This window comes from Phaeospirillum tilakii, assembly GCF_042683125.1.
Taxonomy (GTDB): domain Bacteria; phylum Pseudomonadota; class Alphaproteobacteria; order Rhodospirillales; family Magnetospirillaceae; genus Phaeospirillum; species Phaeospirillum tilakii.
Window position 1 is genome coordinate 12127 of sequence record NZ_JBHUIY010000040.1, and the last position, 25460, is coordinate 37586.

At 71.0% G+C, this 25460-nt stretch carries 26 protein-coding genes, 1 pseudogene and 1 riboswitch; of the genes and pseudogenes, 12 read left to right on the forward strand and 15 right to left on the reverse strand.

Features of this window, described 5'->3' with window-relative positions:
* Window position 1: 1 nt before the first annotated feature.
* Window positions 2-694: a B3/B4 domain-containing protein gene (locus ACFSNB_RS15685; protein WP_377318255.1), complete on the reverse strand. Its 693-nt coding sequence runs from the start codon at window positions 692-694 to the stop codon at window positions 2-4.
* A gap of 132 nt (window positions 695-826) precedes the next feature.
* Between ACFSNB_RS15685 and ACFSNB_RS15690 the strand changes: the two genes are divergently transcribed.
* The 3 genes from ACFSNB_RS15690 (at window position 827) to ACFSNB_RS15700 (ending at window position 4518) form a co-directional block, all read left to right on the forward strand.
* Window positions 827-1351: a hypothetical protein gene (locus ACFSNB_RS15690; RefSeq protein WP_377318257.1), complete on the forward strand. Its 525-nt coding sequence runs from the start codon at window positions 827-829 to the stop codon at window positions 1349-1351.
* Between the two features lie 237 nt (window positions 1352-1588).
* Window positions 1589-3106 carry a nitrogenase component 1 gene (locus ACFSNB_RS15695; protein WP_377318259.1) on the forward strand — a complete coding sequence of 506 codons (1518 nt, stop codon included), beginning with the start codon at window positions 1589-1591 and terminating at the stop codon, window positions 3104-3106.
* Window positions 3107-3165: 59 nt separating this feature from the next.
* Window positions 3166-4518, forward strand: coding sequence for a nitrogenase component 1 (locus tag ACFSNB_RS15700; protein WP_377318261.1), 1353 nt, complete (start codon window positions 3166-3168; stop codon window positions 4516-4518).
* Window positions 4519-4593: 75 nt separating this feature from the next.
* On the opposite strand, the gene ACFSNB_RS15705 is transcribed toward ACFSNB_RS15700, so the two are convergent.
* The 4 genes from ACFSNB_RS15705 to ACFSNB_RS15720 all read right to left on the reverse strand — a co-directional run bounded on the left by ACFSNB_RS15705 (window position 4594) and on the right by ACFSNB_RS15720 (window position 8071).
* Window positions 4594-5511: a diguanylate cyclase domain-containing protein gene (locus ACFSNB_RS15705; RefSeq protein ID WP_377318263.1), complete on the reverse strand. Its 918-nt coding sequence runs from the start codon at window positions 5509-5511 to the stop codon at window positions 4594-4596.
* Window positions 5508-6050, reverse strand: coding sequence for a diguanylate cyclase (locus tag ACFSNB_RS15710; protein WP_377318265.1), 543 nt, complete (start codon window positions 6048-6050; stop codon window positions 5508-5510). The genes ACFSNB_RS15705 and ACFSNB_RS15710 overlap by 4 nt, the downstream gene beginning before the upstream one ends.
* An 84-nt stretch (window positions 6051-6134) precedes the next feature.
* Complete coding sequence (locus ACFSNB_RS15715) at window positions 6135-6938, reverse strand: EAL domain-containing protein (RefSeq protein WP_377318267.1); 804 nt, start codon at window positions 6936-6938, stop codon at window positions 6135-6137.
* A 29-nt stretch (window positions 6939-6967) separates the two neighbouring features.
* Window positions 6968-8071: a YeeE/YedE family protein gene (locus tag ACFSNB_RS15720; protein WP_377318269.1), complete on the reverse strand. Its 1104-nt coding sequence runs from the start codon at window positions 8069-8071 to the stop codon at window positions 6968-6970.
* Between the two features lie 101 nt (window positions 8072-8172).
* On the opposite strand from ACFSNB_RS15720, the gene ACFSNB_RS15725 reads away from it, so the two are divergent.
* From ACFSNB_RS15725 to ACFSNB_RS15745, 5 genes are all read left to right on the forward strand, one after another.
* On the forward strand, window positions 8173-8400 hold the full coding sequence (locus tag ACFSNB_RS15725; RefSeq protein WP_377318271.1) for a sulfurtransferase TusA family protein: 228 nt from the start codon (window positions 8173-8175) through the stop codon (window positions 8398-8400).
* 34 nt (window positions 8401-8434) lie between these two features.
* Window positions 8435-8857 carry a thiosulfate oxidation carrier protein SoxY gene (locus ACFSNB_RS15730; protein ID WP_377318273.1) on the forward strand — a complete coding sequence of 141 codons (423 nt, stop codon included), beginning with the start codon at window positions 8435-8437 and terminating at the stop codon, window positions 8855-8857.
* Window positions 8854-9183 (forward strand): hypothetical protein, encoded by a 330-nt coding sequence (locus ACFSNB_RS15735; RefSeq protein ID WP_377318275.1) that lies wholly within the window; start codon window positions 8854-8856, stop codon window positions 9181-9183. The genes ACFSNB_RS15730 and ACFSNB_RS15735 overlap by 4 nt, the downstream gene beginning before the upstream one ends.
* A 191-nt stretch (window positions 9184-9374) precedes the next feature.
* On the forward strand, window positions 9375-9671 hold the full coding sequence (locus ACFSNB_RS15740; RefSeq protein WP_377318277.1) for a c-type cytochrome: 297 nt from the start codon (window positions 9375-9377) through the stop codon (window positions 9669-9671).
* A 13-nt stretch (window positions 9672-9684) separates the two neighbouring features.
* The gene (locus ACFSNB_RS15745; protein WP_377318279.1) at window positions 9685-10965 is read left to right on the forward strand and encodes an FCSD flavin-binding domain-containing protein; all 1281 of its coding nucleotides are present in this window, start codon (window positions 9685-9687) and stop codon (window positions 10963-10965) included.
* 61 nt (window positions 10966-11026) lie between these two features.
* Here ACFSNB_RS15745 and ACFSNB_RS15750 read toward each other — a convergent pair whose 3' ends face one another.
* Entirely contained in the window at window positions 11027-11686 is a 660-nt protein-coding gene (locus ACFSNB_RS15750) for a DUF1847 domain-containing protein (protein WP_377318281.1), read from the reverse strand.
* A gap of 128 nt (window positions 11687-11814) precedes the next feature.
* On the opposite strand from ACFSNB_RS15750, the gene ACFSNB_RS15755 reads away from it, so the two are divergent.
* Genes ACFSNB_RS15755 through ACFSNB_RS15765 form a run of 3 tightly spaced genes read left to right on the forward strand, consistent with a single transcriptional unit; the run spans window position 11815 to window position 14607 of the window.
* The gene (locus ACFSNB_RS15755) at window positions 11815-12807 is read left to right on the forward strand and encodes a class I SAM-dependent methyltransferase (RefSeq protein ID WP_377318283.1); all 993 of its coding nucleotides are present in this window, start codon (window positions 11815-11817) and stop codon (window positions 12805-12807) included.
* On the forward strand, window positions 12804-13466 hold the full coding sequence (locus tag ACFSNB_RS15760) for a dimethylsulfonioproprionate lyase family protein (protein ID WP_377318285.1): 663 nt from the start codon (window positions 12804-12806) through the stop codon (window positions 13464-13466). Before ACFSNB_RS15755 ends, ACFSNB_RS15760 begins: the two co-directional genes overlap by 4 nt.
* Window positions 13453-14607: a PLP-dependent transferase gene (locus tag ACFSNB_RS15765; protein ID WP_377318287.1), complete on the forward strand. Its 1155-nt coding sequence runs from the start codon at window positions 13453-13455 to the stop codon at window positions 14605-14607. The genes ACFSNB_RS15760 and ACFSNB_RS15765 overlap by 14 nt, the downstream gene beginning before the upstream one ends.
* A 115-nt stretch (window positions 14608-14722) precedes the next feature.
* Here ACFSNB_RS15765 and ACFSNB_RS15770 read toward each other — a convergent pair whose 3' ends face one another.
* The 9 genes from ACFSNB_RS15770 to ACFSNB_RS15810 all read right to left on the reverse strand — a co-directional run bounded on the left by ACFSNB_RS15770 (window position 14723) and on the right by ACFSNB_RS15810 (window position 24581).
* Window positions 14723-15088: a hypothetical protein gene (locus tag ACFSNB_RS15770; protein ID WP_377318289.1), complete on the reverse strand. Its 366-nt coding sequence runs from the start codon at window positions 15086-15088 to the stop codon at window positions 14723-14725.
* A gap of 232 nt (window positions 15089-15320) precedes the next feature.
* Window positions 15321-18491: an efflux RND transporter permease subunit gene (locus ACFSNB_RS15775; RefSeq protein ID WP_377318291.1), complete on the reverse strand. Its 3171-nt coding sequence runs from the start codon at window positions 18489-18491 to the stop codon at window positions 15321-15323.
* A gap of 13 nt (window positions 18492-18504) precedes the next feature.
* Window positions 18505-19650: an efflux RND transporter periplasmic adaptor subunit gene (locus ACFSNB_RS15780; RefSeq protein WP_377318293.1), complete on the reverse strand. Its 1146-nt coding sequence runs from the start codon at window positions 19648-19650 to the stop codon at window positions 18505-18507.
* Entirely contained in the window at window positions 19643-20905 is a 1263-nt protein-coding gene (locus ACFSNB_RS15785; protein ID WP_377318295.1) for a TolC family protein, read from the reverse strand. Before ACFSNB_RS15785 ends, ACFSNB_RS15780 begins: the two co-directional genes overlap by 8 nt.
* A gap of 66 nt (window positions 20906-20971) precedes the next feature.
* Window positions 20972-21358 (reverse strand): cupredoxin domain-containing protein, encoded by a 387-nt coding sequence (locus ACFSNB_RS15790; RefSeq protein WP_377318297.1) that lies wholly within the window; start codon window positions 21356-21358, stop codon window positions 20972-20974.
* A 96-nt stretch (window positions 21359-21454) separates the two neighbouring features.
* The gene (locus ACFSNB_RS15795) at window positions 21455-21850 is read right to left on the reverse strand and encodes a hypothetical protein (protein ID WP_377318299.1); all 396 of its coding nucleotides are present in this window, start codon (window positions 21848-21850) and stop codon (window positions 21455-21457) included.
* A 51-nt stretch (window positions 21851-21901) separates the two neighbouring features.
* The gene (gene cysW / locus ACFSNB_RS15800; RefSeq protein ID WP_377318301.1) at window positions 21902-22735 is read right to left on the reverse strand and encodes a sulfate ABC transporter permease subunit CysW; all 834 of its coding nucleotides are present in this window, start codon (window positions 22733-22735) and stop codon (window positions 21902-21904) included.
* Window positions 22732-23574 (reverse strand): sulfate ABC transporter permease subunit CysT, encoded by an 843-nt coding sequence (gene cysT / locus ACFSNB_RS15805; RefSeq protein WP_377318303.1) that lies wholly within the window; start codon window positions 23572-23574, stop codon window positions 22732-22734. Before cysT ends, cysW begins: the two co-directional genes overlap by 4 nt.
* Complete coding sequence (locus tag ACFSNB_RS15810; protein ID WP_377318305.1) at window positions 23571-24581, reverse strand: sulfate ABC transporter substrate-binding protein; 1011 nt, start codon at window positions 24579-24581, stop codon at window positions 23571-23573. The genes cysT and ACFSNB_RS15810 overlap by 4 nt, the downstream gene beginning before the upstream one ends.
* 170 nt (window positions 24582-24751) lie before the next feature.
* Window positions 24752-24933, forward strand: a riboswitch (cobalamin riboswitch).
* Between the two features lie 287 nt (window positions 24934-25220).
* On the opposite strand from ACFSNB_RS15810, the pseudogene ACFSNB_RS15815 reads away from it, so the two are divergent.
* Window positions 25221-25460: pseudogene (locus tag ACFSNB_RS15815) on the forward strand (hypothetical protein); the annotation flags it as partial.

Sequence of the window (25460 nt, forward strand, 5' to 3'; positions counted from 1 at the left end):
CTCAGTCCGGGCGATGGAGCGGGATCAGGGTGCCGCCGAAATGCTGGCGCAGCAGGGCGAGCAGCCGGTCGTGCCCGGCGATCACCTGAGCGGCGGAGGTGGCGGGGTTGCCCTGGACGATCAGGAACAGGTCGGTGGTCGCGGCGGTGACCTTGGTCTTTTCGACCTGCCGCACCTCAAGCCGGCACAGCACCTCGTTGGCATCGTCGATATAGCCATATTCCCCCGCCCGCACCGGTTCGGGCGCGGGGCTGCCGACCGGCTGGTAGCGTTCCGTCCCGGTGGTCAGGCGCAGCGACACGTCGCCCTCGATCCGCCCAAGGTCATGCGCGCCGAGGGCCAGCCCGGTTTCCAGCGAAACCGCGTTGTAGAGATCGACCAGCGGCAGGATGCGGGGAATGTCGCCCCGCTTTTCGACGAAGCGGAGCAGGGTTTCCGGGGCCGAGACCAGTTTGCGGGTGGGGACGGCGAAGGCCTGATGCAGGGCGCGATAGCCGGCCAGCACGGGGGCGGACGGACCCGCTTCGCCGCTTGGGCCGGCGCGGACCTGTCGCACCACCTGATCGACATGGGCCGCGATCGCGGCGCTGTCGGCCCGGGTCTGATCCAGCCCGATCAACAGGGAATAGGCGCCGGTCAGCCCCCGCTGGCGGAGGGCGGCGTCAAAGTGAAACCGGGTCGAGGCGGAACCCATCGGGGCGATCTTCTCCGCAGGTCTTGCCCTGCCGACCAGCCTCGGCTGGCACGATCCCCCGGCGGCGGGGCGTCGTTCGCCCCGCCGCCGGCGCGGCGGTCAGGTCAGGCGGCCATCATCATCGGCATCGCCATGCCGTTCATCATCGGCATGGTGTTCATCATCGGCATCGCCATGCCGTTCATCATCGGCATCGGCATGGTGTTCATCATCGGCATCATCATGCCGTTCATCATCGGCATCATCATGCCGTTCATCATCGGCATCGGCATGGTGTTCATCATCGGCATCGCCATGCCGTTCATCATCGGCATCATCATGCCGTTCATCATCGGCATCATCATGCCGTTCATCATCGGCATCGCCATGCCATTCATCATCGCCATCATGTCGGTCATTCGGGGGGCACAGCCCATCATCGGCATGGCGCCCATCGCGGGCATCATCGCGGCACCGTTCATCATCGGCATGGTCCCGGTCATCGCCGGCATCGGCATCGCGGTCATCATTTCGGCTCTCCTCGGCAGGGGGCATCTTGTCGAAGCCCCGACAGAACGAAGGGTGCGCCCGGGGAGGGGGGGAGACAATTGTCAAGTCCGGGACGTCGCCGCTTCCATCCGTTGTGGCCGCCGCCCCCTCCGCGCCAAAAGATCCTGAAATCCAGTTGCTAAGTAGGAAGATCTGCCACCGGCCAGGGCGAGGGCGCCGCCATTCGGCATATTTTCCGCCCGGGCGCTGGCGTTGTCGCGCGCGCCCCAATCAATTTTTATCTATCTACTAGCTTGTAGATTTATCCGGCGGCGGCGCATACTCCCCTCGATGACAGCAAGGACGACGATGCCGGGCCGCGCCGCGTCCCGGTCGCGGCGGCGTCCCGAGCGTGGGAGGAGCGAGATGCCGATCAACCTCAAGACCCCGGTGGTGGAAAGCCGCGAGCAGCGGCTGGGGACCATCGTCGGCTGGGACGGGACGGCCTCGTCCCTGGCCGAGCAATCCGGCTATGCCCGGGGCTGTGGCGGCGCCGGCAAGGGCTGCGGCCAGAAGGCGCGGCGGGTCTGTGAGCTGGAGGGGCCGTTCACCCAGGGCTCGGTCTGCTCCGAGATGATGGTCGAGAACCAGGCCGGCCACATCATCGACGCGGTGCTGATCCAGCACGCGCCGATCGGCTGCGGCGCCGGTCAGGTCTCCTACAACCTGCGTTTCCGCAATGGGCTGGCCGCGCGCCACAAGCCGGTGCGCAACATCCACATGATCTGCACCAACCTGACCGAGCGCGACATGGTGTTCGGCGGCATCGCCAAGCTGGAGCAATCGGTGCGCGATGCCTGGGCGCGCCATCATCCCAAGGCGATCTTCATCGGCACCTCCTGCCCGACCGGGATCATCGGCGACGATGTCGACAGCGTCGCCACCGCGTTCGAGGCGGAACTCGGCATTCCGGTGATCCCGCTTCATTGCGAGGGCTTCAAGTCGAAGCATTGGAGCACCGGCTTCGACGCCGCCCAGCACGGCATCCTGCGCCAGATCGTCCGCAAGGACCCGGCGCGGCGCCAGGACGACCTGATCAACGTGATCAACCTGTGGGGCTCGGACGTGTTCTCGCCGATGCTGGCCAATCTCGGCCTGCGGGTGAATTACGTCGTCGATCTGGCCAGCGTCGAGGACCTCGCCCAGATGTCCGAGGCGGCGGCGACGGTGGGGTTCTGCTACACCCTGTCCTCCTATCTCGCCGCCGGGCTGGAGCAGGAATTCGGCGTCCCCGAGATCAAGGCGCCGATGCCCTACGGCCTGGCCGGCACCGATGCCTGGCTGCGCGAGATCGGCCGGGTCACCGGCCGGCTCGACCGGGCCGAGGCCTTCATCGCCGCCGAGCATGCCCGCATCGCCCCCCGCCTCGCCGTGCTGCGCGAACGGCTGGCCGGGCGCCAGGGCTATGTCTCGACCGGTTCGGCCTACGCCCACGGCCTGATCTGCGTGCTGCGCGAACTGGGGGTCGCGGTCAACGGCTCGCTGGTGTTCCACCACGACCCGGTCTACGACAGCCAGGATCCGCGCCAGGACACGCTGTCGCACCTGATCGACACCTATGGCGACGTGCCGCATTTCAGCGTCGGCAACCGCCAGCAATACCAGTTCCACGCTTTGTTGCAGCGGGTGAAGCCCGACTTCATCCTGATCCGCCACAATGGCCTTGCCCCGCTGGCCTCGCATCTGGGCATTCCGGCGATCCCGCTCGGCGACGAGCATCACGCCGTCGGCTACCAGGGGATCCTCAACATCGGGGAATCGATCCTCGACATTCTGGCCCACCGCCGGTTCCACCGCGACCTTGCCGCCCATACCCGGCTGCCCTACCGGAAATGGTGGCTGGAGCAGAGCGATCCGTTCGCCCTGGCCCGTCCCGCCGAATAGCCCCCCCCCTGCCGACAATCCCTCCCGCCGCATCGCCCTTCCCGCCGAAAGACTTCGCCATGACCACCGACACCCCCCTGGAACGGACCAATTCGATCGAACAGGTGCGCTACCCCTGCTCGATCGCGGCGATGCAGTCGGTCGCGGCGATCCCCCGGGCGATCCCGATCACCCATTGCGGCCCCGGCTGTGCCGACAAGCAATTCGTCAATACCGCGATGTACAATGCCTGGCAGGGCGCCGGTTATGGCGGCGGCGCGGTGGTGCCCAGCACCAACGCCTCGGAGCGCGAGGTGGTGTTCGGCGGTGTCGATCGCCTGCGCGAGCTGATCGCCGCGTCGCAGAAGGTGCTCGACGCCGACCTGTTCGTGGTGCTGACCGGCTGCATCCCCGATCTGGTCGGCGATGACGTCGCCGCGGTGGTGCGGGAATTCCAGGGCGCCGAGACCCCGGTGGCCTTTGCCGAGACCGGCGGCTTCCGGGGCAACAATTTCACCGGCCACGAGATCGTCGCCAAGGCGATCATCGACCAGATCGTCGCGCCCCATGACGGTCCGCGCCAACCCGGTCTGGTCAATGTCTGGTCGCTGCTGCCCTACCACAATCCGTTCTGGCGCGGCGATCTGGCCGAGATCAAGCGGCTGCTCGAAGGGGCGGGGCTGACCGTCAACATCCTGTTCGGCCACCATTCGGCCGGGCTGGCCGAGTGGCGGCGGATCCCCGAGGCCCAGTTCAATCTGGTGCTGTCGCCCTGGCTCGGGCTCGACATCGCCCGCCATCTCGAACGCCGCACCGGCCAGCCGTTTCTCCACGTGCCGCTGCTGCCGATCGGGGCCAAGGCCTCGGCCGAGCTGATCCGCGCGGTGGTGGCGTTCGCCGGCCTCGACCCCGCCCCGGCCGAGGCCTTCATCGCCGCCGAGGAATCGCTCTATTACAAATACCTGGAGGATTTCACCACCTTCTACGCCGAATATTGGTGGGGGCTGCCGGCCCGCTTCGCGGTGCTCGCCGACAGCACCTATGCCCTGGCCCTGACCAGCTTCCTGGTCAACCAGCTCGGCCTGATCCCGGCGTTGCAGATCGTCACCGACAATCCGCCCGAGGAACACCGCCCCGGCATCGAGGCCGCCTTCGCCGCGATCGCCGACGACGTCGCCGTGCCGGTGGTGTTCGAGGAGGACAGTCACCGCATCCATCAGGCGGTGCGGGCCACCGATTTCGGTCACAAGCCGCCGATCCTGTTCGGCACCACCTGGGAACGCGACCTCGCCAAGGGGATGCGGTCGCCGATCGTCGAGGTGACCTTTCCCACCACCTACGAGGTGGTGCTGTCGCGGGCCTATGTCGGCTATCGCGGCGCGCTGACCCTGCTCGAGAAGATCTATTCGACCATCGTTAGCGCCTCGGCCTGACGTCGGCGGGGGGTTCCGCCTCCGGCGGGGCGTCGCTCCGGTTGGGTTTGGGCGAAGGGAGGACCGCCGCCGGGATCAGCCGGCGAGGGCGACCCCGCCGCGGGTCGATTTCTTGACCCGGTACATCGCCGCGTCGGCCGCCTTCAGCAGGCTTTCGATTTCCTCGCCGTGATGGGGATAGAAGGCGAGGCCGACGCTGGCGCCGATCCCGATCGCCAGCGGGCCGAGCTCGATCGGATGCCCCAGCGCCTCGACGATCCGGCCGGCGATCCGTTCGGCCAAGGCGGGGGTGACGTTTTCGGCCAGCACGACGAATTCGTCGCCGCCGATCCGCCCGACCACGTCGCTGGCGCGGACGCAGGCCAGCAGCCGCCGCGCCACCTCGCGCAGCACCGCGTCGCCGGCATCGTGGCCGTGGGTGTCGTTGACCGGCTTGAAATGGTCGAGATCGACGAACAGGATCGCGGTCTGCGAGCCGTCGCGCCGGGCCCGGGCCAGGGCATGCTCGACCAGATCACGGAAATGGCGCAGGGTGGACAGCCCGGTCAGGGCGTCGTGATTGGCGAGGCGGCGGATCTCCGCCTCGGCCTGCTTGAGGGCGGTGATGTCGACGAAGGCGAACAGCAGCAGATCCTCGCCCTGGATCGGGATTTCCGACAGCGAGGCCAGCCCCCACACCATGCTGCCGTCGGGCCGGCGCAGCCGCAGTTCGAAATCGCGCACCTCGCCCTCCTCGACGAAGCGGGCCAGCATCCGCTCGCGTTCGTCCTGATCGACGAACAGGTCGCGCCAGCCATGGCCGAGGATGCCGCCGGCGGCGAGGCCGAGGGTCTGATTGAAGAACCGGTTGGAATAGAGCACCCGCCCGTCCATCACCCCGACGATCAGAATCCCGGCCGGCACCGTCTCGTTGAAGGCGCGCAGGCGGGTGTCGGTCTTCAGCAGGGTCTCGAACGACGGCGCCGGGGCAGGCGGGGGCGACGAGGCGTTCATCCCGGCCCTCCCGCCCCGGACGGCTGGGGCCGGGGCGGCGGCGCCACCTTGGTGCGGTTGCGTCCCTCGCGCTTGGCCCGCAGCAGGGCGGCCCCGGCGCGGTCGAGTGCGGCGGCGGCGCTCTCGCCATGCAGGCCGATCGCGTCGGCCACGCCGATGCTGACGGTCAGGTCGGGCAGGTCCGCCCCCGCCGCCTCGGCCTGGGCGGCGCGCACCCGCTCGGCGAGGCACAGGCTGGCCGACAGCGGGGTGTCGGCCAGCAGGGCGACGAACTTGTCGCTGCCGACCCGGGCGGCCGGGGTGGCCGGGGGCAGGCCCCGGGCCAGGATCTCGGCGAACCGGCACAGCGCCGAGCCGGCCGCCGCGTCGCCGTAACGTTCGCAATGATGGCGGAAGCAATCGAGGTCGAGCGCCAGCAGGCAGGCCGGCTGGGCGCCGTCGCGGCCGCGCGTCGCCGCCATGCGCAGCTCGGCGAACAGCGCACCGATCCGCGCCGGATCCTCGTCCAGCAAGTCATCGCCGTTCCAGCCTGCGCCCACCTTCCGATCCTCCCGGCGTCACGGGTAAAGTAAAAGAATACTAGATTTATGGATTATTCGCCAGTCCTTTCCGCGCCCTCGCCGTCAGACCGGGCCGATCCGTTGCAGCCGGTCGGTCGGCGACGCCAGCAGGAAGCCTTGCAACAGATCGGCGCCGGCATCGAGGGCGATGGCATGCTGCTCGGCGGTCTCGATCCCCTCGCACACCACCTCGGCCCCCAGTTCGTGGATGATCTCGATCAGGCGCGGCAGCACGCGGCGGGCCTGGGGATTGGCGGTGGCCTGGACGATCAGGGTGCGGTCGAGCTTGACCACGTCGGGATTGAGCATCCACAGCCGGTCGAAATTGGAATGGCGGGCGCCGAAATCGTCGATGGCGATCCGCAGCCCGCGCCGGCGGTAGCCGCGCACCGCCGCTTCCAGCCGGGCGAGGTCGTCGATGCGGTCCTCGACGATTTCCAGCACCACCCGGGCCGGGTCCAGCCCGTGCCGGGTCAGCAGGGTGCCGATGAAGCTGCCATGCTCGCCGGCGATCAGGCCGAGGACATGGGCGCCGTTGACGTTGAGGAACAGGCTGCCGTCGCCGTCGGACTGGCGGACGAAGTTCAGCACATGCAGCAGGCGGCACAGCCGGTCGAACGCCACGGCATGGCCGAGGCGGTTGAGCCGGGCGAAGGCTTCGAGCGGGGCCAGCGGGCTGCCGTCCGGCTCGACCACCCGCAGCAGCGCCTCGTGGGCGGGCGGGGCCTGGCCGTCGCGGCGGAACAGCGGCTGGAACACCGTGCTGAGGGTCAGGCCGGCGAAGCGGGTGGTGATCCGCCGTCCGTCATCGAGGAAGGCCGGGGAGACCTCCTTGCCATACCCCGAAAACAGCGGCGCGTGATGCATGACGAAGTCCCTTTGCGGTCGTGCGATCCTCAGCGGCGGCACAGCAGGCTCCCGAGCGCGGCGGCGGTCGATCCGGTCTCCAGCCGCCGCAGTCCGATCATCGCGCCGAGGATCAGGCCGGCGAGGGCGAGCGGCGAGGCCAGCGCCAGGGTGGACAGGCCGGTGACCCCCTGGCCGATGGTGCAGCCCATCGCCAGCACCCCGCCGACCCCCATCAGCGCCGCCCCGGCGAGATGGCGGAGGAAATCGTCGCGGTCGGTGAAGGTCTCGAGCTGGAACCGCCCCTGCCAGCGGGCGACGGCGAAGGCCCCGGCCACCACCCCGCCGACCGAGGCCACCGCGAAGGACAGCGAGGCTCCGGTCGCGGTCATCAGATAGACCAGCGCGGCGCCGATCGGGGCGACGAACGAGAACGAGGCCAGCGCGGCCGGCTCGAACGGGTCGGCGCCGAGGATCCCGGTGGTGGCCCAGCCGGCCGGGACCAGCAGCCCGATCGCCACCCCGCCGCCGAGATCGGCCGGCGAGCGGCGGAAGCCTTCATCCTTCAGGCACCACCACGCCAGCCCGCCGCCGAGCCCGGCCACCGCCACCGCGACGGCGGCGGCGGGCGGCAGGCCGGCCCCTTCCAGCAGCGCGGGCAGGCTGGGCCGGCTCAGGCCGAGCGGGGAGAGGGGCAGGGCGGTCAGCCGCTCGAACCCCTGGCGCAGCGGCGCCAGCACCCCCTTCAGGGTGGCCATCGCGCTGATCCCCACCACCAGCAGCACCAGCAGCGCCTTGAGATTGCCGCCGCCCAGCCGCACCAGCGACTTGGCGCCGCAGCCGCCGGCCAGGGTCATGCCGATGCCGAAGGTCAGCCCGCCCAGCAGGGCGCCGGCCAGCGGCAGGGTCGGCGTGGCGAGGTAGGCCGACGGACCGAGATCGATCAGCCCGGCCCCCTGCAACGCCTGGGCGCCGAACAGCGCCACCGCCGCCGCCAGCAGCCAGGCGCGCAGCCGGCGCCGGTCGCCGAACAGCACCAGATCGGACACCGCGCCCATCGCGCAGAAGCCGGTGGCCTGGCTGACGGCCCCGAACAGGCCGCCGCCGAGCGCGGCGGCGAGGGCGACCAGGACGGGGGAGGGGAGGTCCGGCACGGCGATAATCTCCAAAAAACACTAGATTTATAGATATTATCTGCCTACCTTACAGGAGGCGGCGCGATCCGCCAACCCTTATCCCTCTCGCCGATCGGCCGATGTCCAGGATTGTCGTTGATGTTTCCGGCCTGCATTGCCCCCTGCCGGTGCTGCACACCCGCAAGGCGGTGCGCGGCCTGCCGCCGGGGAGCGAACTCGAGGTCCGCGCCACCGATCCGGCTTCGGTGCGCGACATCTCGCTTTATTGCCGCAACAACGACATCGAACTGCTGACCCAGCGCGAGGAGGACGGCGTCTATATCTTCGAATTGCGGACCGGGGGCTGACGGGGTGGTGGACGGCGGGATCAGGCGGCGCCCGGTGCTGGTGGGGCTCGCGCTGGGGATGATGCTGGCGCCGGCGGCGGCGCGCGCGGTGTCCGTGCCGCCGGCCCTGGCCGAGGCCCTGCGCGCGCTGGGGCTGGAGGCGGAGCGGGTGGCGTGGTCGTCCGAGCTGGTCCTGACAGCGCCGGAACTGGCCGAGGACGGCGCGGCGGTGCCGGTCTCGCTGCTGCTGCCGGAGGGGACCCGGCCGGTCGAGCTCCATCTGTTCGCCCCGGGCAACCGCAAGGCCTGGCTGGCCAGTTTCACCCCGCTTTCCGAACTGGCGCGGCCCGAATGGCGGCTGCGGATCCGGGTCGGCCGCAGCCAGACCCTGGCGGCGGTGGCCCGGCTGGCCGATGGCCGTCTGCTCGGCGCCACCGCCGAGGTGCGGATCACCGCCGGCGGCGGCTGCCGCTCGTGAGCGCGGCGGCCGACATCCGTATCCGCCTGTCCGGCCCGGCCGCCCCCGGCGGGCTGGTCGAGGTCACCACCCTGGCCCTGGCGCCGCCGCTGGCCGATCCCGCCGCCGAGTTCGATGCCGACGGTCTGCCGGTGCCGCATTATGTCGGGTTCGAGGCCGAATTCGACGGCCGGCCGCTGTGGCGGGCGGTGCTGGGCCCCGGGGTGTCGCGTCAGGTGATGCTGGTGTTCTCCTTCCGCCCCGACCGGCCCGGCCCGCTGACCCTGCGCTGGCGGCGGCGCGACGGCGGGGTCGAGACCCGGCAAGTCTCGGTGCCGGCGGGGTGACGCGGGCTGCCGCCCGCACCCGCTTGGGGCGATGCCCCAAACCCCCTTTGTTTTTGAAAAGGAAGGGGGTCCGGGGCATCGCCCCGGTTGGGTTCGGGCGAAAGCCCGATAGCTTCGGGGGGGGGCTCGTTGGTGGGTTGTAAATAATCTATTAATCTGGTATTTTGATGTTGTTTAAACCGGAGGCTGTGATGCGTCCCTTCGCCGCTGTTGCCGTGGTCGCCGCGCTGTTCGCGCCGGGCGGTGCCGCGTTCGCCACCGACCTGCCGGCCGCCGCCGCGGTCTGCGCCAATTGCCACGGCACCGACGGCCGGCGCGACGGTCCGATTCCGGCGATCGCCGGCAAGCCCGCCGTGCTGCTGGCCGGCAAGCTGCGCGACTTCAAGGCCGACAAGGTCGCCAACGCGACGGTGATGCCCCGGCTGGTCAAGGGGCTGAGCGAGGCCGAGATCGATCAGGTTGCCGCCTATTTTTCCTCCCTCCGCTGAGGAGTGAAGTCCGATGAGCCGTTGCGACCGCCGTTCGTTTCTCGCCCTGGCCGGGGCCGCCGGGCTGTCCGCGCTGGCCGGGGGGTGCGCCACCGGGCCGGAAGGGAATGGCCCCCGGGTGGTGGTGGTCGGCGGCGGCTTCGGCGGCGCCACCGCCGCCCATTATCTGCGCCGGTTCGATCCCGATCTGCGGGTGACCCTGGTCGAACGCCAGTCGAGCGTGCTGACCTGCCCGTTCAGCAATCTGGTGGTGGCCGGGCTGCGCGACCTCGAACAGAATCGCTTCGGCTTCGACGGGCTGCGGGCGCGCGGCATCGAGGTGATCCAGGCCGAGGTGGTGGCGATCGATCCCGCCGCCCGGCGGGTGGTGCTGGAAGGGGGCGAGCGGCTGCCCTATGACCGGCTGGTGCTGTCGCCCGGGATCGACCTCAAATGGGGGGCGCTGCCGGGCTATGATCCGGCGGCGGCCGAGCTGGCGCCGCATGCCTGGAAGGCCGGGCCGCAGACCCTGCTGCTGCGCCGCCAGTTGGAGGCGCTGGAGGATGGCGGGGTGGTGGTGCTGTCGATCCCGGCCAATCCCTATCGCTGCCCGCCCGGTCCCTACGAGCGGGCCAGCCTGATCGCCCATTACCTCAAGACCCACAAGCCGCGTTCGAAGCTGCTGCTGCTCGACGGCAAGGACAGTTTTTCCAAGCAGGGGCTGTTCCAGGAGGGGTGGGACGCGCTCTATCCCGGCCTGATCGAATGGGTGCCGGCCGGCAAGGATGGCAAGGTCGCCCGGGTCGAGGCCGCCAGTCTGACGGTCGAGACCGAATTCGGCACCCGCCACCGCGCCGGGGTGCTCAACGTGATCCCGCCCCAGAGCGCCGGCCGGATCGCGATCGAGGCCGGGCTGACCGACGCCTCGGGCTGGGTGCCGGTGGTGCCCAACACCTTCCAGTCGGTCAAGGCGGCCGAGATCTACGTCATCGGCGACGCCACCATCGCCAATCCGCAGCCGAAATCCGCCTTCACCGCCAATGCCCAGGCCAAGGTCGCCGCCGCCGCGCTGGTGGCTTCGCTGCGCGGGGAGCAGCCGCCCGAGCCCTTGTGGATGAACACCTGCTACAGCCTGCTGGCGCCGAACTGGGGGATCACGGTGGCCGGAGTCTATCGGGTGATCGACGGCAGGCTGGCCGAGGTGCCCGGTGCGGGCGGGGTCAGCCCCAAGGCCGCCCCGGCCCAGTTCCGCGCCCTCGAAGCCGGCTATGCCGCCAGCTGGTACGCCAACATCACCCAGGACGTCTGGGCCTGACGGCGTCGGCGGGCGGGGCGGGCGGCGGGAGACGCGGGGCCTCCCGCCGCCCCATCTTCGCTCACAGATCGCGCAGCCGGGTCTTGTCCAGCATCCGGCCGCTGTAGGATTTGACGGTGTAGAGCGCGGCGGCGGGGTTGTGGCCGAGCACCCGGTCCTTGACCACCAGGGTGGTGACCGGCGCCTCGGAATGGCGGGTGAACAGGGCGTCGTGGCCGACGCACAGCCCCATGATGACGTTGAGGCCGGTCCGCTCCCGGTTCAGCAGCCGGGCCTGGAGCACCGGGTTGCAGCAGGCCTCGAACCCGCCGCTCTTGATCTTCAGGCTGTCGTCGATGCCGATCTCCTCCTTGTCGATCGAGCCGGCCTTGCACAAGGCGGCGACGGTGTCGAACCCGGCGAGGCGGAGGATCTTGACCAGCACCCGGGTCTCCTCGATCAGGCCGAGGCAGGTGGCGATGCCGATCCGGCCGGCGCCGATCCGCCGGGCGAAGGCGATGGTCTCCTCGACCCGGTTGAGCTTGCCGTAATACAATCCCTCGACCTCGGCGGCGGCGCGGGCCAGGGTGGCATCGGGGCCGTCGCCGCCATAGAGCGCGACCAGCTCGGCCCGTTCCTCCGCCGCCAGCGCGGTGGTCGGACAGAAATCGGGATAGCGTTTGTCGTGGCGGTGGCAGTGAAGCTGGCCGCATTCGGAACAGGAGGATTCGGTTTTCGGCATCGGGACACCCGTGGTTGGCGCAAAGAGGCGATCATAGCCAGCCCGGCGCAAGGGAGGCCACAGAAAAGAACATAGCCAGTAGATTGGTGTGGTGATAGGCTTCCTGTCCCCGTCACGGATCGAATGCGATGACCGACCTCTCTTCCCCCCGTTTCCTCAAGATCGACATTCTGCGCTATCTCGGGCTCGATGCGCCGCCGCGCCACCTGCTCGACCCGCTGACCATCGGGGTGGTGCCGCGCGCCTTTCTGCCCCAGGTCGAGGATCTGTCGCGCGACTGGGTCGCCAGCGTCGGGGTGCCGGCGCTGCGCCTGCTGGCCCGGCGCCGGGGCGCCGCCGGCTGCCGCGCGTTCTGCGCGGTCGGCACCGGTACCGGGCTCGACGCCCTGGCGGCGGCCGAGATTCTCGGCGCGACCACGATCGGCCTGACCGACCTGTTCCCCGAGGTGGTGGCGACCGCCGCCGCCAACCTGCGCGACAATCTGCGGCCGGGGCACGCGATCGAGATCCTCGGCGGCGCCGGCGACCTGCTGGCGCCGCTGCGGGACCAGGGGGTTCGCTTCGACCTGATCTACGAGAACCTGCCCAATCTGCCGCTGGCCGACGATCGCCTGCTGGAGCGCGACCGCACCAGCGGCTCGTTCGTCGCGGCGCGGGCCGAGGTGGTGCCGGCGGTGGCGCGGGACTGGCTGCTGACGCTGCATTATCTGCTGCTGGAGCAGGCGCGCGATCTGCTGGCGCCCGGCGGGGCGGTGGTCGCCACCCTGGGGGCGCGGGTGCCGCTGCGGGTGCTGGAGGAGATGGTGCGGGCGGCCGGATTCCGGCCCGAACTGCTGACCTTCGGCTGGAAGACCCAGAGCGAGGCGGAGGCGGTGATCGGCGCCTATGCCGGGTGGGAGGCGCGGGGGCGGGGCCCGTTCGTGTTCTATCCCGCCCAGCGGCTGGAGGCGGTCTTCGCCGGGCGCGATCCCGCCGCCGCCGCCGGGGCCGCCGCGACGATCGAGGCCGAACTGGCCCCCTGGCGGCTCGATGCCCGGGCGGCGCTGGCCGCGCTGGGCCGGGGCGAGACGATCGGCCATGCCGTGGCGGTGGTTCAGGCCAGCCCGGAGACGGCGGCGTGAGCGCGACCGTTCCGGCGCCGGTCCTGGTTGCCCTGCTTGCCGCCCTGCGCCGCCACCTGGCGGCGGGGGCCGGGCGCGCCGACGCGGTGGGGGCGGAGATCGGCCGGCTGCTGGCCGCGCTCGATCGCCTGCCCGCCGTGCCGGGGTCGGCCGCCGCCACCTTTCACCCGGTGCGGGCGCTGCTGCCGGCGGCGCTGGTCCCGTTGCGCCGGACCGCGCCCGATCTGGCCGCGCTGCTGGCCGAGCATGGCCAGTCCCTGCCCTGGCGCTACGGCTACGCCCCGCGCGCCGACGCGCCGGGGCTGGAGACGGCGATGGGCTGGGCCGAACTGGTCGGGCCGGTGGCGCCGTTCGCCAGCGATGCGGTCTGCCTCGGCCTGACCCTGATCGGCCCGCGCCGCCATTACCTGCCGCATCGCCATCCGGCGGTCGAACTGTACCGGGTGCTGGCCGGAACCGCCGATTGGAGCGGCCCGGACGGCACCCGGAAGCGGCCGCCCGGCGCGTTCGTGCTGCATCCGTCCGGGGCGGAGCATGCGATGCGCACCGGCGATGCGCCGCTGCTGGCGCTCTACACCTGGAGCGGCGACGTGGTGTCGCCGTCGGTCTGGGCCCGGTCCCCGGCCGAGCGGACGGAGGACGAGAATGCCCGCGCCTGAGACCCTGGCCCTGCACGGTGGCGCCTTCCGCGCCGATCCGGTCAGCGGCGCAGTGGTGCCGCCGATTCATTTCACCACCTCCTACCAGTTCCGCGACACCGGTCATGCCAGCCGCCTGTTCGGGCTGGAGGAGATCGGCTACACCTATACCCGCACCGTCAATCCGACCCGCGAGGTGCTCGAACGGCGGATCGTCGCGTTGGAAGGCGGGGCCGGCGCCCTGGCGGTGGCCAGCGGCGCCGCCGCCCGGCTGCTGGCGATCCTGGCCCTGGCCGGAGCCGGCGACAGCGTGGTGATCGCCGCCGCGCTCGGCCCCGACCTGCCCGCCCGCCCGGCCATCGCGGCGCGTCTGGCCGACCCGGCCGATCCGGCGACCTTCACCGCCGCCACCGACGCCGCCACCCGGCTGTGGCTGGTCCCCAGCCTCGATCCGACCAGCCTCGCGCCCACGCCGCTGGCGGCGCTGGCGGCGGCCGCCGCTGCCGCCGGGGTGCCGCTGATCGTCGATAACAGCGATACCCCGCTGCTGATCCGTCCGGGCGCGCAGGGGGCGGCGGCGGTGATCTACGACGCCGCGCCCTTCATCGGCGGCCATGGCACCACCGAGGGCGGCCTGCTGGTCGATACCGGCCGGTTCGACTGGGCCGGGGCCGGTGCGCGCCTGCCCAGCCTCAACCAGCCCAACCCGGCCTATCACGGTCAGGTGTGGAGCGAGGTGGTGCGGCGCTGGGGCGCCTCGCCCTATATCGCCCGGGCGCGGGGCGACCTGCTGCGCGATCTCGGTGTCGCGATCAGCCCGATGGCGGTGTTCCACCTGCTCCAGGGGCTGGAAACCCTGCCGCTGCGGCTGCGCGTCCAGTCGGAGCAGGCGCAACGCCTGGCCCAAGCCCTGGCCGGCGATCCCCGGCTGAGCGGGCTGCGTCCCGGCCCGGGGCCGCTGCTGGCGCTCGACCTGCCCTCGGCCGCCGCCGCCGCCCGCTTCCGCGCCGCGCTGACCCTGGTGGGGGACGGGGCGGCCTGGGGCAGCGTGCGCAGCGCGCTTCGCCCCGCCCCCGGCGACGAACGACGCCTGCTGCTGTCGGTCGGGCTGGAACATCCCGACGATCTGCTGGCCGATCTCGACCGCGCCCTGGCGGCCTAGAAAAAGGGAGGGGTTCGGGGATCCTTGCTCCCGGAGCGGGCCGACGGGCGGCAGCCCGCCTGATACCGGCCGCCCTTTGAATTGACCTGGAGTAATTGATTGCGGAATGTCATGTTTATTGCGCCATCACTGACTCTTTAAAGTCAAAAAATCCACATATTATTCTAAATTGATTACTTTCGATGTCTGATATTTCGAATATTCCGCCTTCAATCATTCTATTGGAAATGTCATCAATCTTCACAAAAACTCCTGTACTTTTATTTAAATTACCAATCACAATCTCGATCACATCGAATGCATTTAACTCTAAAAAATTTGATCCAGGGGATGCGCTTTCGGAAATAACAATACGAGCAAAAGTGACGCATGATCCATCTTCATGAAAATCTTTCTTAAAGAAAAATCCCGATAAAAAGCGGTACTTGTGAAGATTTTTTATGTTAATATCGAGGTATCCTCGCCGATTCATTTTTAACATTCCCCGGATATTCTGTTCGGTATATTTCTGGGCAGATTCGCCGATAAATTACGTTGTAAAGACGTGTTGATGAACAGCGGCCAGAACGCGCCGATGAACATCACCGGCACCGAGGCGGCCTTGAACGAGGGCGGGCCGGATCGGGGGCGCCGGGGTGGTTGCCGCCACCCCGGCGCGGTTCGATCAATGCTACAGAATTCATCAACTACCGGAGTAATGTTGATATGGCCGGTCAGTTCCCGTCTGGGGCGCGGCGAGGGTCGGCCCCGCCGGTCAGGCTGCGCGAGAACAGCGGATAGGCCACCGGGATCACCACCAGGGTCAGCAGGGTGGCCGAGACCAGACCGCCCACCACCACGGTGGCCAGCGGCCGCTGCACCTCCGAGCCGATGCCGTGCGACAGCAGCAGCGGGATCAGCCCCAGCGCCGCGATCGAGGCGGTCATCAGCACCGGGCGCAGGCGTGACAGCGCGCCCCTGAGCACCGCCGCTTCGAGCGTCAGGCCGCCCAGCAGGTTCTGGTTGATCGCGTTGACCATCACCACCCCGTTCAGCACCGCGACGCCGAACAACGCGATGAAGCCGATCGAGCCCGGCACCGACAGATACTGGCCGCTGACGAACAGGGCGACGATGCCGCCGATCAGGGCCAGCGGCACGTTGAGCATGATCAGCCCGGCCTGCCCGAGCGAGCCGAACGCGAAATAAAGCAGCAGGAAGATCAGGCCGAGCGACAGCGGCACCACCACCAACAGCCGGGCCTGGGCGCGGGCCTGATTCTCGAACTGGCCGCCGAATGTCACCGCATAGCCGGGCGGCAGCTCGATCCGCCCGGCGATGGCGCGGTCGATCTCGGCGACCAGCCCGCCCAGGTCGCGGCCCTCGACATTGGCCTGGATCACCACCCGGCGCTGGACGTCGTCGCGGCGGATCTGGGGCGGACCGCTGACGATCTCGACCCGGGCGACGTCGCCCAGCCGGACCCAGGCGCCGTTGGCCGCGGGCAGGATCAGGTCGGCGATCGCCTCGGGGCTGTCGCGATAGGGCCGGTCGAGCCGGATCGCGATGTCGTGGCGTTCATTGCCCCGGATCACCTGCCCGGCGCCGACCCCGCCGATCGCCTCGCCGACCACGTCCATCACCTGGGCGACCGACAGGCCGCGGCGGGCCAGCCGGTCGCGGTCGGGCCGGATCACCAGCTGCGCCTCGCCCTCGACCGGTTCGAGGGCGACGTCGCGGGTGCCGGCGATGGTCTTGACCAGGGTCTCGATCTCCGCCCCCTTGCGGGCGAGGAGGTCGAGATCCGGCCCGAACAGCTTGATCGCCAACTGGGCCTTGACCCCCGACAGCAATTCATCGACCCGGGTGGCGATCGGCTGGGAGAAGGACAGCAGCAGACCGGGATGGAGCGACAGCCGCCGTTCCATTTCGGCCTGAAGCGCCGGGCGGTTGGGGGCGGAGGTCCACGCCGCCACCGGCTTCAGCCCGACCAGCAGCTCGATGTTGGAGACCGGCTCGGGATCGCCGCCCAGTTCGGGCCGGCCGATCCGGCTCGACACCGAGGTTACCTCGGGAAAGGCGATCATGTCGGCCTCGAGTTTGGCCGCCACCGCCAGCGCGGTGTCGAGATTGGCCGAGGGCCCCAGCGTCACCCGGACGTTGAGCGTCCCTTCCTCCAGTTCGGGGGCGAATTCCATCCCGAGCGCCGGCACCAGGGCCAGCGCCGCCACCAGCAGCGCCGCCGCCCCGCCGAGCACCAGTCCCCGCCGGCCCAGCGCGGCGGGCAGGATCCGGCGGTACAGCGCCTCGACCGGCCGCAGCAGCGGACTGTGGCGTTCGGTCACGCCGTGGCGGAAGGCGTAGGTCGCCAAAGCGGGGATCACCAGCAGGGCCACCCCGAGCGAGGCGATCATCGCGACGACGATGCTGGCCGCCATCGGCTGGAACATCCGCCCCTCGACCCCCTGGAGGGCGAACAGCGGGGCGAACACCACCACGATGATCAGCACGGCGAAGAATACCGGCCGTCCGACCTCGCGCGCCGCTTCGAGGATCACCAGCGCGGTGCCGTCGCGGCCGGCGCCGGACGGGGCGGCGCCCCGGCGGGCGAGATGGGCGAAGATGTTCTCCATCATCACCACCGAGCCATCGACCATCATCCCGATCGCCACCGCCAGCCCGCCGAGCGACATCAGGTTGGCCGACATCCCCCACGCCGCCATCGCCATAAGCGCCAGTCCGATCGACAGCGGCACCGAGAGCAGCACCAGCAGCGTCGCCGGCAGATTCATCAGGAACAGCGCCAGCACCACCACGATCAGCACGAAGGCCTCGACCAGGGCGCGGCCGACGGTGCCGACCGCATGCTCGATCAGATCGGCCTGATCGTAGATCGGCGCGATCGTCACCCCGGCCGGCAGCGCCTTCTGGATCGCCGGCAGGCGGGCCTTGATGCCGTCGATGGTGGCCTTGGTGTTGGCGCCCAGCCGCTTCAGCACGATGCCGGTGACCACCTCGCCCTGGGGGCGGGGGCTGCCGTCGGCGGCGCGGTCGGTCAGCGACACCGCCCCCTGGCGGATCTCGCCGCCGAACGCCACCGTGGCGACGTCGCCGACCCGCACCACCCCCCCGGCCTGCTCGCGGACCGGAATCCGGGCGATCTCCGCCAGCCCGTCGGCGCCGCCGCTGACGGCGCCGATGCCCCGGATCACCAATTGTTCGGCGCCGCGTTCGAGGAACCAGCCGCCTTCATTGCGGTTGTTGGCCTCGATCGCCGCCCGGATGTCGGCGATGCCGACGCCGTGGGCCAGCAGCCGGTCGGGCGCCAGCCGGACCTGAAACTGGCGGACCTCGCCGCCGAACGACAGGATCTCGGTGACGCCGGGCACCGGGGCGAGCAGCAGCTTGACCAGCCAGTCATTGAGCCCGCGCAGCTCGGCCGGGCCGTATTTCCCCGGCGGGTCCGAGCGCAGGACGTACTGGAACACCTGACCGAGCCCCGAACTGTTGGGGCCGAGCTGGGGGGTGCCGACCCCGGCGGGGATCCGGTCGCGCGCCGCCTGCAACCGTTCGAACACCTGCTGGCGGGCGAAATGGATGTCGGTGCCGTCCTTGAACACCACCGTCACCACCGACAGCCCGGTCTTGGAGATCGAACGGACCGACTCGACGTCGGGCATCGCGTACATCACCGCCTCGATCGGGAAGGTGATCAATTGCTCGACCTCGGGCGCGGCCAGCCCGCGCGCCTCGGTGTTGACGGTCACCTGGACGTTGGTGACGTCGGGAAAGGCGTCGAGGCTGAGGCGGGGCAGCAGCAGCGCGCCGCCGCCCAGCAGGGCGATCAGGCCGATCACCACCATCAGCCGGTGGGCGACCGCGCCGCCGATCAGTCGGTTGAGCATGCCGGCCTCCCGCTCAATGGCCATGGGGGTCGAAGCCGCCCTTGGCGGCCTCGGACTGGACGAAGAACGCCCCTTCCGTCACCACCGGACTCCCCGGGGCGAGGCCCTCGATCACCGCCAGCGTGCCCGCGCCGCGCACCAGGGTGACCTCGACCGGCCGCAGCCGGCCGTCCGCGCCGGCGACATAGACCCGCCAGTCGCCGTCGGGGCCGCGCAGCACCGACTCGACCGGCAGCGCCAGCACCGGCCCGCCATCATCGACCGGCAGCTCGACCTCGACGAACAGGCCGGCGCGCAGGGCGCCATCCTGGTTGGCGGTATCGAGACGCACCCCGACGGTCCGCGTCACCGGGTCGATCGCCGGCTCCAGCGCCCGCACCGCCGCCGGGCGGGTCTGCCCGTCCCAGCGCAGCGTCGCCGCCTGGCCCGGACGCAGCGCGGCGGCCTGGGCCGGGCTGACCCGGGCCTGGATCCAGGCGGTCCGCTCGTCGGCGATGGTGAACAGCACCCGGCCCGGCGCCACCAGTTCGCCCACCGCGACCGCGTCGGTGGCGACCACCCCGTCGCGCGGCGCCACCAGGGCGACCTGACCCGACGGGGCGGCGCCCGGCGTCTCGATCTGGCGGGGCGACAGGCCGAAGCCGATCAGCCGGGTCATCGCCTGACGGCGCTGCGCCTCGGCCTCGTCGTAGCGGCGGGCCGAGACGATCTCGCGCCCCAAATCGCGCACCCGGCGCCATTCCCGGTCGGCGATCAGGAACTGGCCCTGTGCCTCGGCCATTTCCGGGCTGAACATCGTGCCGACCACCTGGCCCTGGCGGACCCGGTCGCCGGCCGCGACCCGGCGTTCGATCAAAGTGCCGGTGGTGGGCGGGGTGACCACCCCGGCGCCGAAGCGGTTCGACACCACCTCGCCCGGGGCGCGGATCAGCGCCGGCACCGGGCGCGGCAGCAGCGGGGCGATCACGATTCCGGCCCGCCGCATCGCCTCGGGCGACATGGCGATGCCGGATTCCGCCTCGGCCGGGGCCGGGGGCGGCGCGGCGTCGGCGGCCGCCGGCGGTGGCGGCGGTTCCGGCCGCGTGGTCAGCCACCAGCCACCGCCGGTGGCGAGCCCGGCCAGCACCAGGGCGGCGGCGGCACGTTCGCGTCTATTCATCGGAGGCTCTCCCCTGGTCGGCGGGTTGGGGCGCGGCGGCGCGGTACAGCGCGGCATAGGCGGTCCAGGCGGCGGCGCGGGCCTCGATCGCGGCGAGATCGCCGCGCGCGGTCTCCCGCATCTGCACCAGCACGTCGGTGGCGCCGATCTCGCCGATGCTCCACAGCCGGTCGAGCAGGGCCGACTGGCTCTGCTGGGTCGGCACCGCGAGACGCCGCCAGCTTTCGTCGCCCTCGACGGCGCGGCGATAGGCCCGGCTCGCCTTGCGGATCGCGGCGGCGGAATCGAGCCGGGTCTGGCGTTCCCGCGCCTCGGCCTCGGCCAGGGCGCGGCCGGCGGCGACCATTTCGGCCGCGCCGCTGTTGCGCACCGGGAGCGGGATCGACAGGCCGATCAGCACCCGCCGCTCGTCGCCCTCGGTCGAGCCGCCGAGACGGACGGTCGGATCGGGCAGGCGCTGGGCCCGGGCCAGAGCGAGCGCGGCGCGGGCCGCCGCCACCCGGCGCCGGGCCGCCTCGGTCTCCGGGCGTTCTTCCACCAGCGCGTCGATCGCCGGTTCGGTCAGGATCGGCGGCGTGGGCAGGGGGACGGGCAGGGCGGGCGCGGTCTCGATCGCGCATTGACAGGTGGCGCGCAGGGTCTCTTCCGCCTCGATCCGGGCGAGGTCGGCGTCGTCGCGCCCGCGCCGGGCCTCGGCGGCGGCCAGCTTGGTGGCGTTGAAATCGACCGCCGGCAGTTCGCCCGCCGCCTGCCGCCGCGTCGCCACCGCCAGCACCGTCTCGGCCAGTTCGCTCTGGCGGGTGGCGGCGGCGAGACGCTGGCGGGCCGCCTCGAGGCCGGCCAGCGCCGCCAGCACGTCGGCGGCGAGACCGCTGCGGGCGGCGCGGGTTTCGGCGGTGACCGCTTGCGCGGTTTCCGCCGCGGCCTGGGCCTTGGCCCCGCGTTTGTCGCCGAGATCGACCGTCAGGCGGACGGCGGCGGTGAAGGTCGGCGACAGCTTGGTGTCGGGGGGTGACGCGGCGACCGGGGCGGCGTCGAATTCGAGGTCGGGGTTGTAGAGCGGCTGGTCGGCCGCGCTCGCTTCGGCCCGCGCCCAGGCCTGTGCCGCCAAGGCGGTGGCGGTCTGGGCGTGGTCGGCGACCACGGTGGCGACGAAGGAGTCGAGGCCGGGCGGCAGCGCCAGCGGGGGCGCGCCCTCGGCCAGGGCAAGCCCGGGCAGCGCCGCCAGGGTCAGGATCGGCGGAAGGATTTTCATGTCTCTCTCTCGGCCTTGGGCCGTCGGCCGGGTCGGGGGCCGACGGCGGGGGCAAACGGGGCCGGCCTATTTCGCGATCAGGGGCAGCGACTGCACCCGATCCCCGGTGACGATCCGCAGCGGATAGGTACCGGGCGGAATCGGGCCGAGCTCGAATTCGACCGTGCGGATGTCGGCGGCGGACAGGCTCTGCCCGGGTTTGGGCGGCGGAGAGACGGTGTTGGGCAGCGCGGTCGGCGGCAGGCCGAGCGGCCCGGCCGACAGCGCGGCGGACGGGGTGTCGATCGCGGCGGCGGTGAGGGTGAACCGGGTGTTGGCGGGCACCTCGATCGCCTGACGGTCGAGATGGCCGTCATGGACCACGATCGAGCGGATCGGGGGGGTGGTGGTGCAGCCGGTCAGGGCAAACGTCGTCAGCGCGCCCACGAGCGCGATCTGGGCCAGGCGGGGCATGGCATCTTCTCCTCGGAATGTCGTTCGGGAACGGACGCGCGCGGAGGCGGTGGCGCGGGGCCACGCTTCCGGCGCGCGAGACACGCGGGAGAAGACTCAGTTCAGCAGGAGGACGGTGCGGTGATGGATCAGGCGGGGATCCGGCCCGCCACGGGGGCAAGGCGGGGGACCGGTCGGGCGGCGCAGCGACAGCAGCGGCCAGACCAGACAGAGCAGCGCGACCAGCAGCGGCGGCGGCGGTCCCGCCAGCCGGGGGGTGGAGGGGCCGGCGGGGGCGACCACCGCGAGGTCGATACAAGCGGCGGGGGCGGCGAGCCGGCTGTCGGCGGCATGGAAGGGGGCCGCCGCCGGTTCGACCGCGACATGACCTCCGCCGCCGATGCACAGCACCAGCCCGCTTCCCACCAGCCCGCCCAGCAGCAGGGCCAGCAGCGCGACCGACAGGGCGCCGTGGCGGCAGAGGTGGATCAGGCGGGAGGGCAGGGGATTCATCGCTCGCTGCGCAAAGGGACGGGCCATTTAGTCACGGCGGCCGGCGTGATTTCAAGTCCGGCTTTCCCGCCCCTCGATCAGCAGCTTGAGCAGCACGGTGATCAGGGCCAGCACCGTCAGCACCGAGGCGGCGGCGAAGGCGGCCGAGCCGTCGTAATCGTGGTAGAGCAGGTCGATCTGCAAAGGCAGGGTGTTGGTCTCGCCGCGAATCTGGCCCGACACCACCGACACCGCGCCGAATTCGCCCAGCGCCCGCGCCGCGCACAGCACGATGCCGTAGAACAGCGCCCATTTGACGTTGGGCAGGGTCACCGACAGGAAGGTGCGCAGGCCGCCGGCCCCCAGCACCAGCGCCGCCTCCTCCTCCTCGGCGCCGCGCGTCTGCATCAGGGTCAGCACCTCGCGGGCGATCAGCGGGCTGGTGACGAAGGCGGTGGCCAGCACGATGCCGGGCAGGGCGAACATCACCTTGAGGTCGAGCCGCTCCAGCACCCCGCCGAGCAGGCCGGTGGCGCCGTAGACCATCAGGCAGGCGACGCCGGCGACGATCGGCGACACCGAGAACGGCAGCTCGATCAGGGTGGCGAGCAGCTTGCGCCCGCCGAAGCGGAAGCGCGACAGCGCCCAGGCGGCGGCCAGCCCGTAGACCATGTTGAGCGGCACCACCAGCGCCACCGTCATCAGGCTCAGCCAGATCGCGTGCAGGGTCTCGCGCTCGGTGATCGCCGCCCACCATGCCGCGCCGCCCTTGGCGAAGGCCTGGACGAAGATCACCCCCATCGGCGCCACCAGCACCAGCAGGGCGAGCAGGACGGCCAGCCCGATCAGCAGCCGGCGGCCCCAGCCGCCGGAGCGGGCGGGGGAAAAAGGCGGGGGGGCGTTCATCGGCCGCTGGCCTCCAGATAGCGTTGCTGGCGGGTCTGCCACAGGTTGGTCAGCAGCATCACCACGAACGAGGCGAGCAGGACCATGGTGGCGATCGCGGTGGCGGCGCCGAACTCATATTCCTCCAGCCGGATGAAGATCAGCAGGGCGGTGATCTCGGTCTCGAACGGCCGGTTGCCGGCGATGAAGATGATCGCGCCGAATTCGCCCAGGCTGCGGGCGAAGGCCAGCGACAGCCCGGTCACCAGCGCCGGCAGCAGCGGCGGCAGCACCACCCGGCGCAGGATCGCGAGATCGCCGGCGCCCAGGCTGCGGGCCGCTTCCTCGGCCTCGGGCTCGAGGTCCTCGATCACCGGCTGGAGGCTGCGCACCACGAAGGGCAGGCTGGTGAAGGCCATCGCCGCGACGATCCCCCACTGGGTGTGGGTCACCTCGATCCCGAGCGGCACCAGCACCCGGCCGAACCAGCCATTGGCGCCGAACAGCGCGGCCAGGGCCAGCCCGGCGACGGCGGTGGGCATCGCGAACGGCAGGTCGATCAGCGCGTCGAGCAGGCGGCGGCCGGGAAAGCGGTAGCGCGCCAGCACCCAGGCGAACAGCAGCCCGACGGCGGCGTTGAACGCCACCGCCTCGGCCGCCGACAGCAGGGTCACCCGGTAGGTGGCCAGGGCGCGGCTGCCGGTCGCGGCGTGCCAGAACCCCGCCGGCCCGAGGCCGGCGGCGGTGGCCAGCATCGCCCCGAGCGGCAGCAGCACGATCACGCCCAGATAGGCCAGGGTGATCCCCAGGGTCTGGGAAAAGCCCGGCATCAGGCCGCGCCGGGACCGGGACGGGCTCATTTGCGCTCGAACACCCGGTCGAAGCTGCCGCCCTCGGCGAAATGCACCGCCTGGGCGTTGGCCCAGCCGCCGAACAGGTCGATGGTGTAGAGCCGCAGCGGCGGGAACTGGGCGGCATATTTGCGCGCCACCGCCTCGTTGCGCACCCGATAGCCGTTGCGGGCCAGGATCTCCTGACCGGGTTCGGAATAGAGGAAATTGAGGTACTCGGTGGCGATCTGGCGCGACCCCCGCCGGTCGGCCACCTTGTCCACCACCGCCACCGGGAATTCGGCCAGCAGGCTGACCGGCGGCACCACCTTGTCGAACTTGTCCGGGCCGAATTCCTTCAGCACGCCGTTGACCTCGGCCTCGAACGTCACCAGCACGTCGCCGGTGCCGCGCTCGACGAAGGTGGTGGTGGCGCCGCGCCCGCCGGTGTCGAACACCGGCACGTTGGCCACCAGCCGGCGGATGAAATCCTGCGCCTGGGTCTGGTCGCCCTTGGCCTGCTCCAGCGCGTAGGCGTAGGCGGCCAGATAGGTGTAGCGGCCGTTGCCCGAGGTCTTGGGGTTGGGGAACACCACCTTGACGTCGGGGCGGGCCAGATCCGACCAATCGTGGATGTTCTTGGGGTTGCCCTTGCGGACGATGAACGCCGGCAGCGAATAATAGGGCGAGGCGCCATAGGGCAGCGCCGAGGCCCAGTCCGCCCGCACCAGCCCCTTGTCGGCCAGGATCTGCACGTCGGGGACCTGATTGAAGGTCACCACGTCGGCCGGCAGGCCCTCAATGATCGCGCGGGCCTGCTTGGACGAACCGGCATGGGACTGCTTGACCTCGACCGGAGTGGCGCCGGCCGCCTTGCGCTGGGCGGCGAAGCCCTGGTTGACCTGCTGAAACAGTTCGCGGGCGATGTCGTAGGAGACGTTGAGGATCTCGCCCGGCGGCGCCGGGGCGGCGACGGCCGGCGCCGCCGCCAGCCAGGGCAGCAAAGCGAGGGCGATCAGGCGGGGGGAAAGGGGCATCGGCCCGCTCCATGTTTGTGTAATTTGATCGGATAATACACATATGAGCCGCAGATAAGAATATCCAGTTTATGGATTGATCGTAATGTGCCGCCGCCCCGCCCGGGGCGACCCGGCCCCCGGTGCCGGTCCCCGGCTTGGGTGGTTGACAGCGGCCGGTGGCAAAGGGTAGGGCTGGACTCAGCAGCGGTCCCCGGGTCACCGGGGGGAGAGAGGGAACACGGTGCGAATCCGTGACTGTTCCCGCAACTGTGAGGGGGGAGCCTGTCCCACGACGCCACTGGGCAACCGGGAAGGCGGGACCAGGCGATGATCCCCCAGTCAGGAGACCTGCCGCTGACGAGTATCACCCATCCGACGGGCGGGACACCCGGCGGCGCGGCCTTGTCGCCTCGTGGTGGTGCGCCGATGCGTCGCTGCGGGGGAGACATGAGGGTCGGCCCAAGCCAGAGGTGATCGAAGATCGGGGGGAACCGCGCGCCGGTTCCGCCGCCGTCGCTTGGTCCGGCTCGACCCGTTTTGCCCTTCCTTTCCGTCGGCGGCGCGTGATCGTGGCGGCCCGTCCCCCTGGACGCGCCGCCGGGCCAGCGTCGCGGCGGGGAGGGCAGGGTGGTCAATCAACCGAGAGAACGATGGGGGATGGGAGCGGCCGGCGAGGCCCGCTCCGGTCTGGTCGGTGGGGTCGGCTCGCTGGCGCTGCATGCCGCCCTGGTCGCCGCCGTGCTGGCGGCCGGCGGCGGGGCCGACGAGGCGATCGCCCCGGCCGAGCCGGCGATCGAGGTGGCGCTGGTCGCCGCGCCCGACCCGGCGGTGCCGCCGGCCGCGCCGGCCGGCAGCGCCGCGCCGCCGCCGCCGAGACGATGCGCCGGTTCCAGGAAG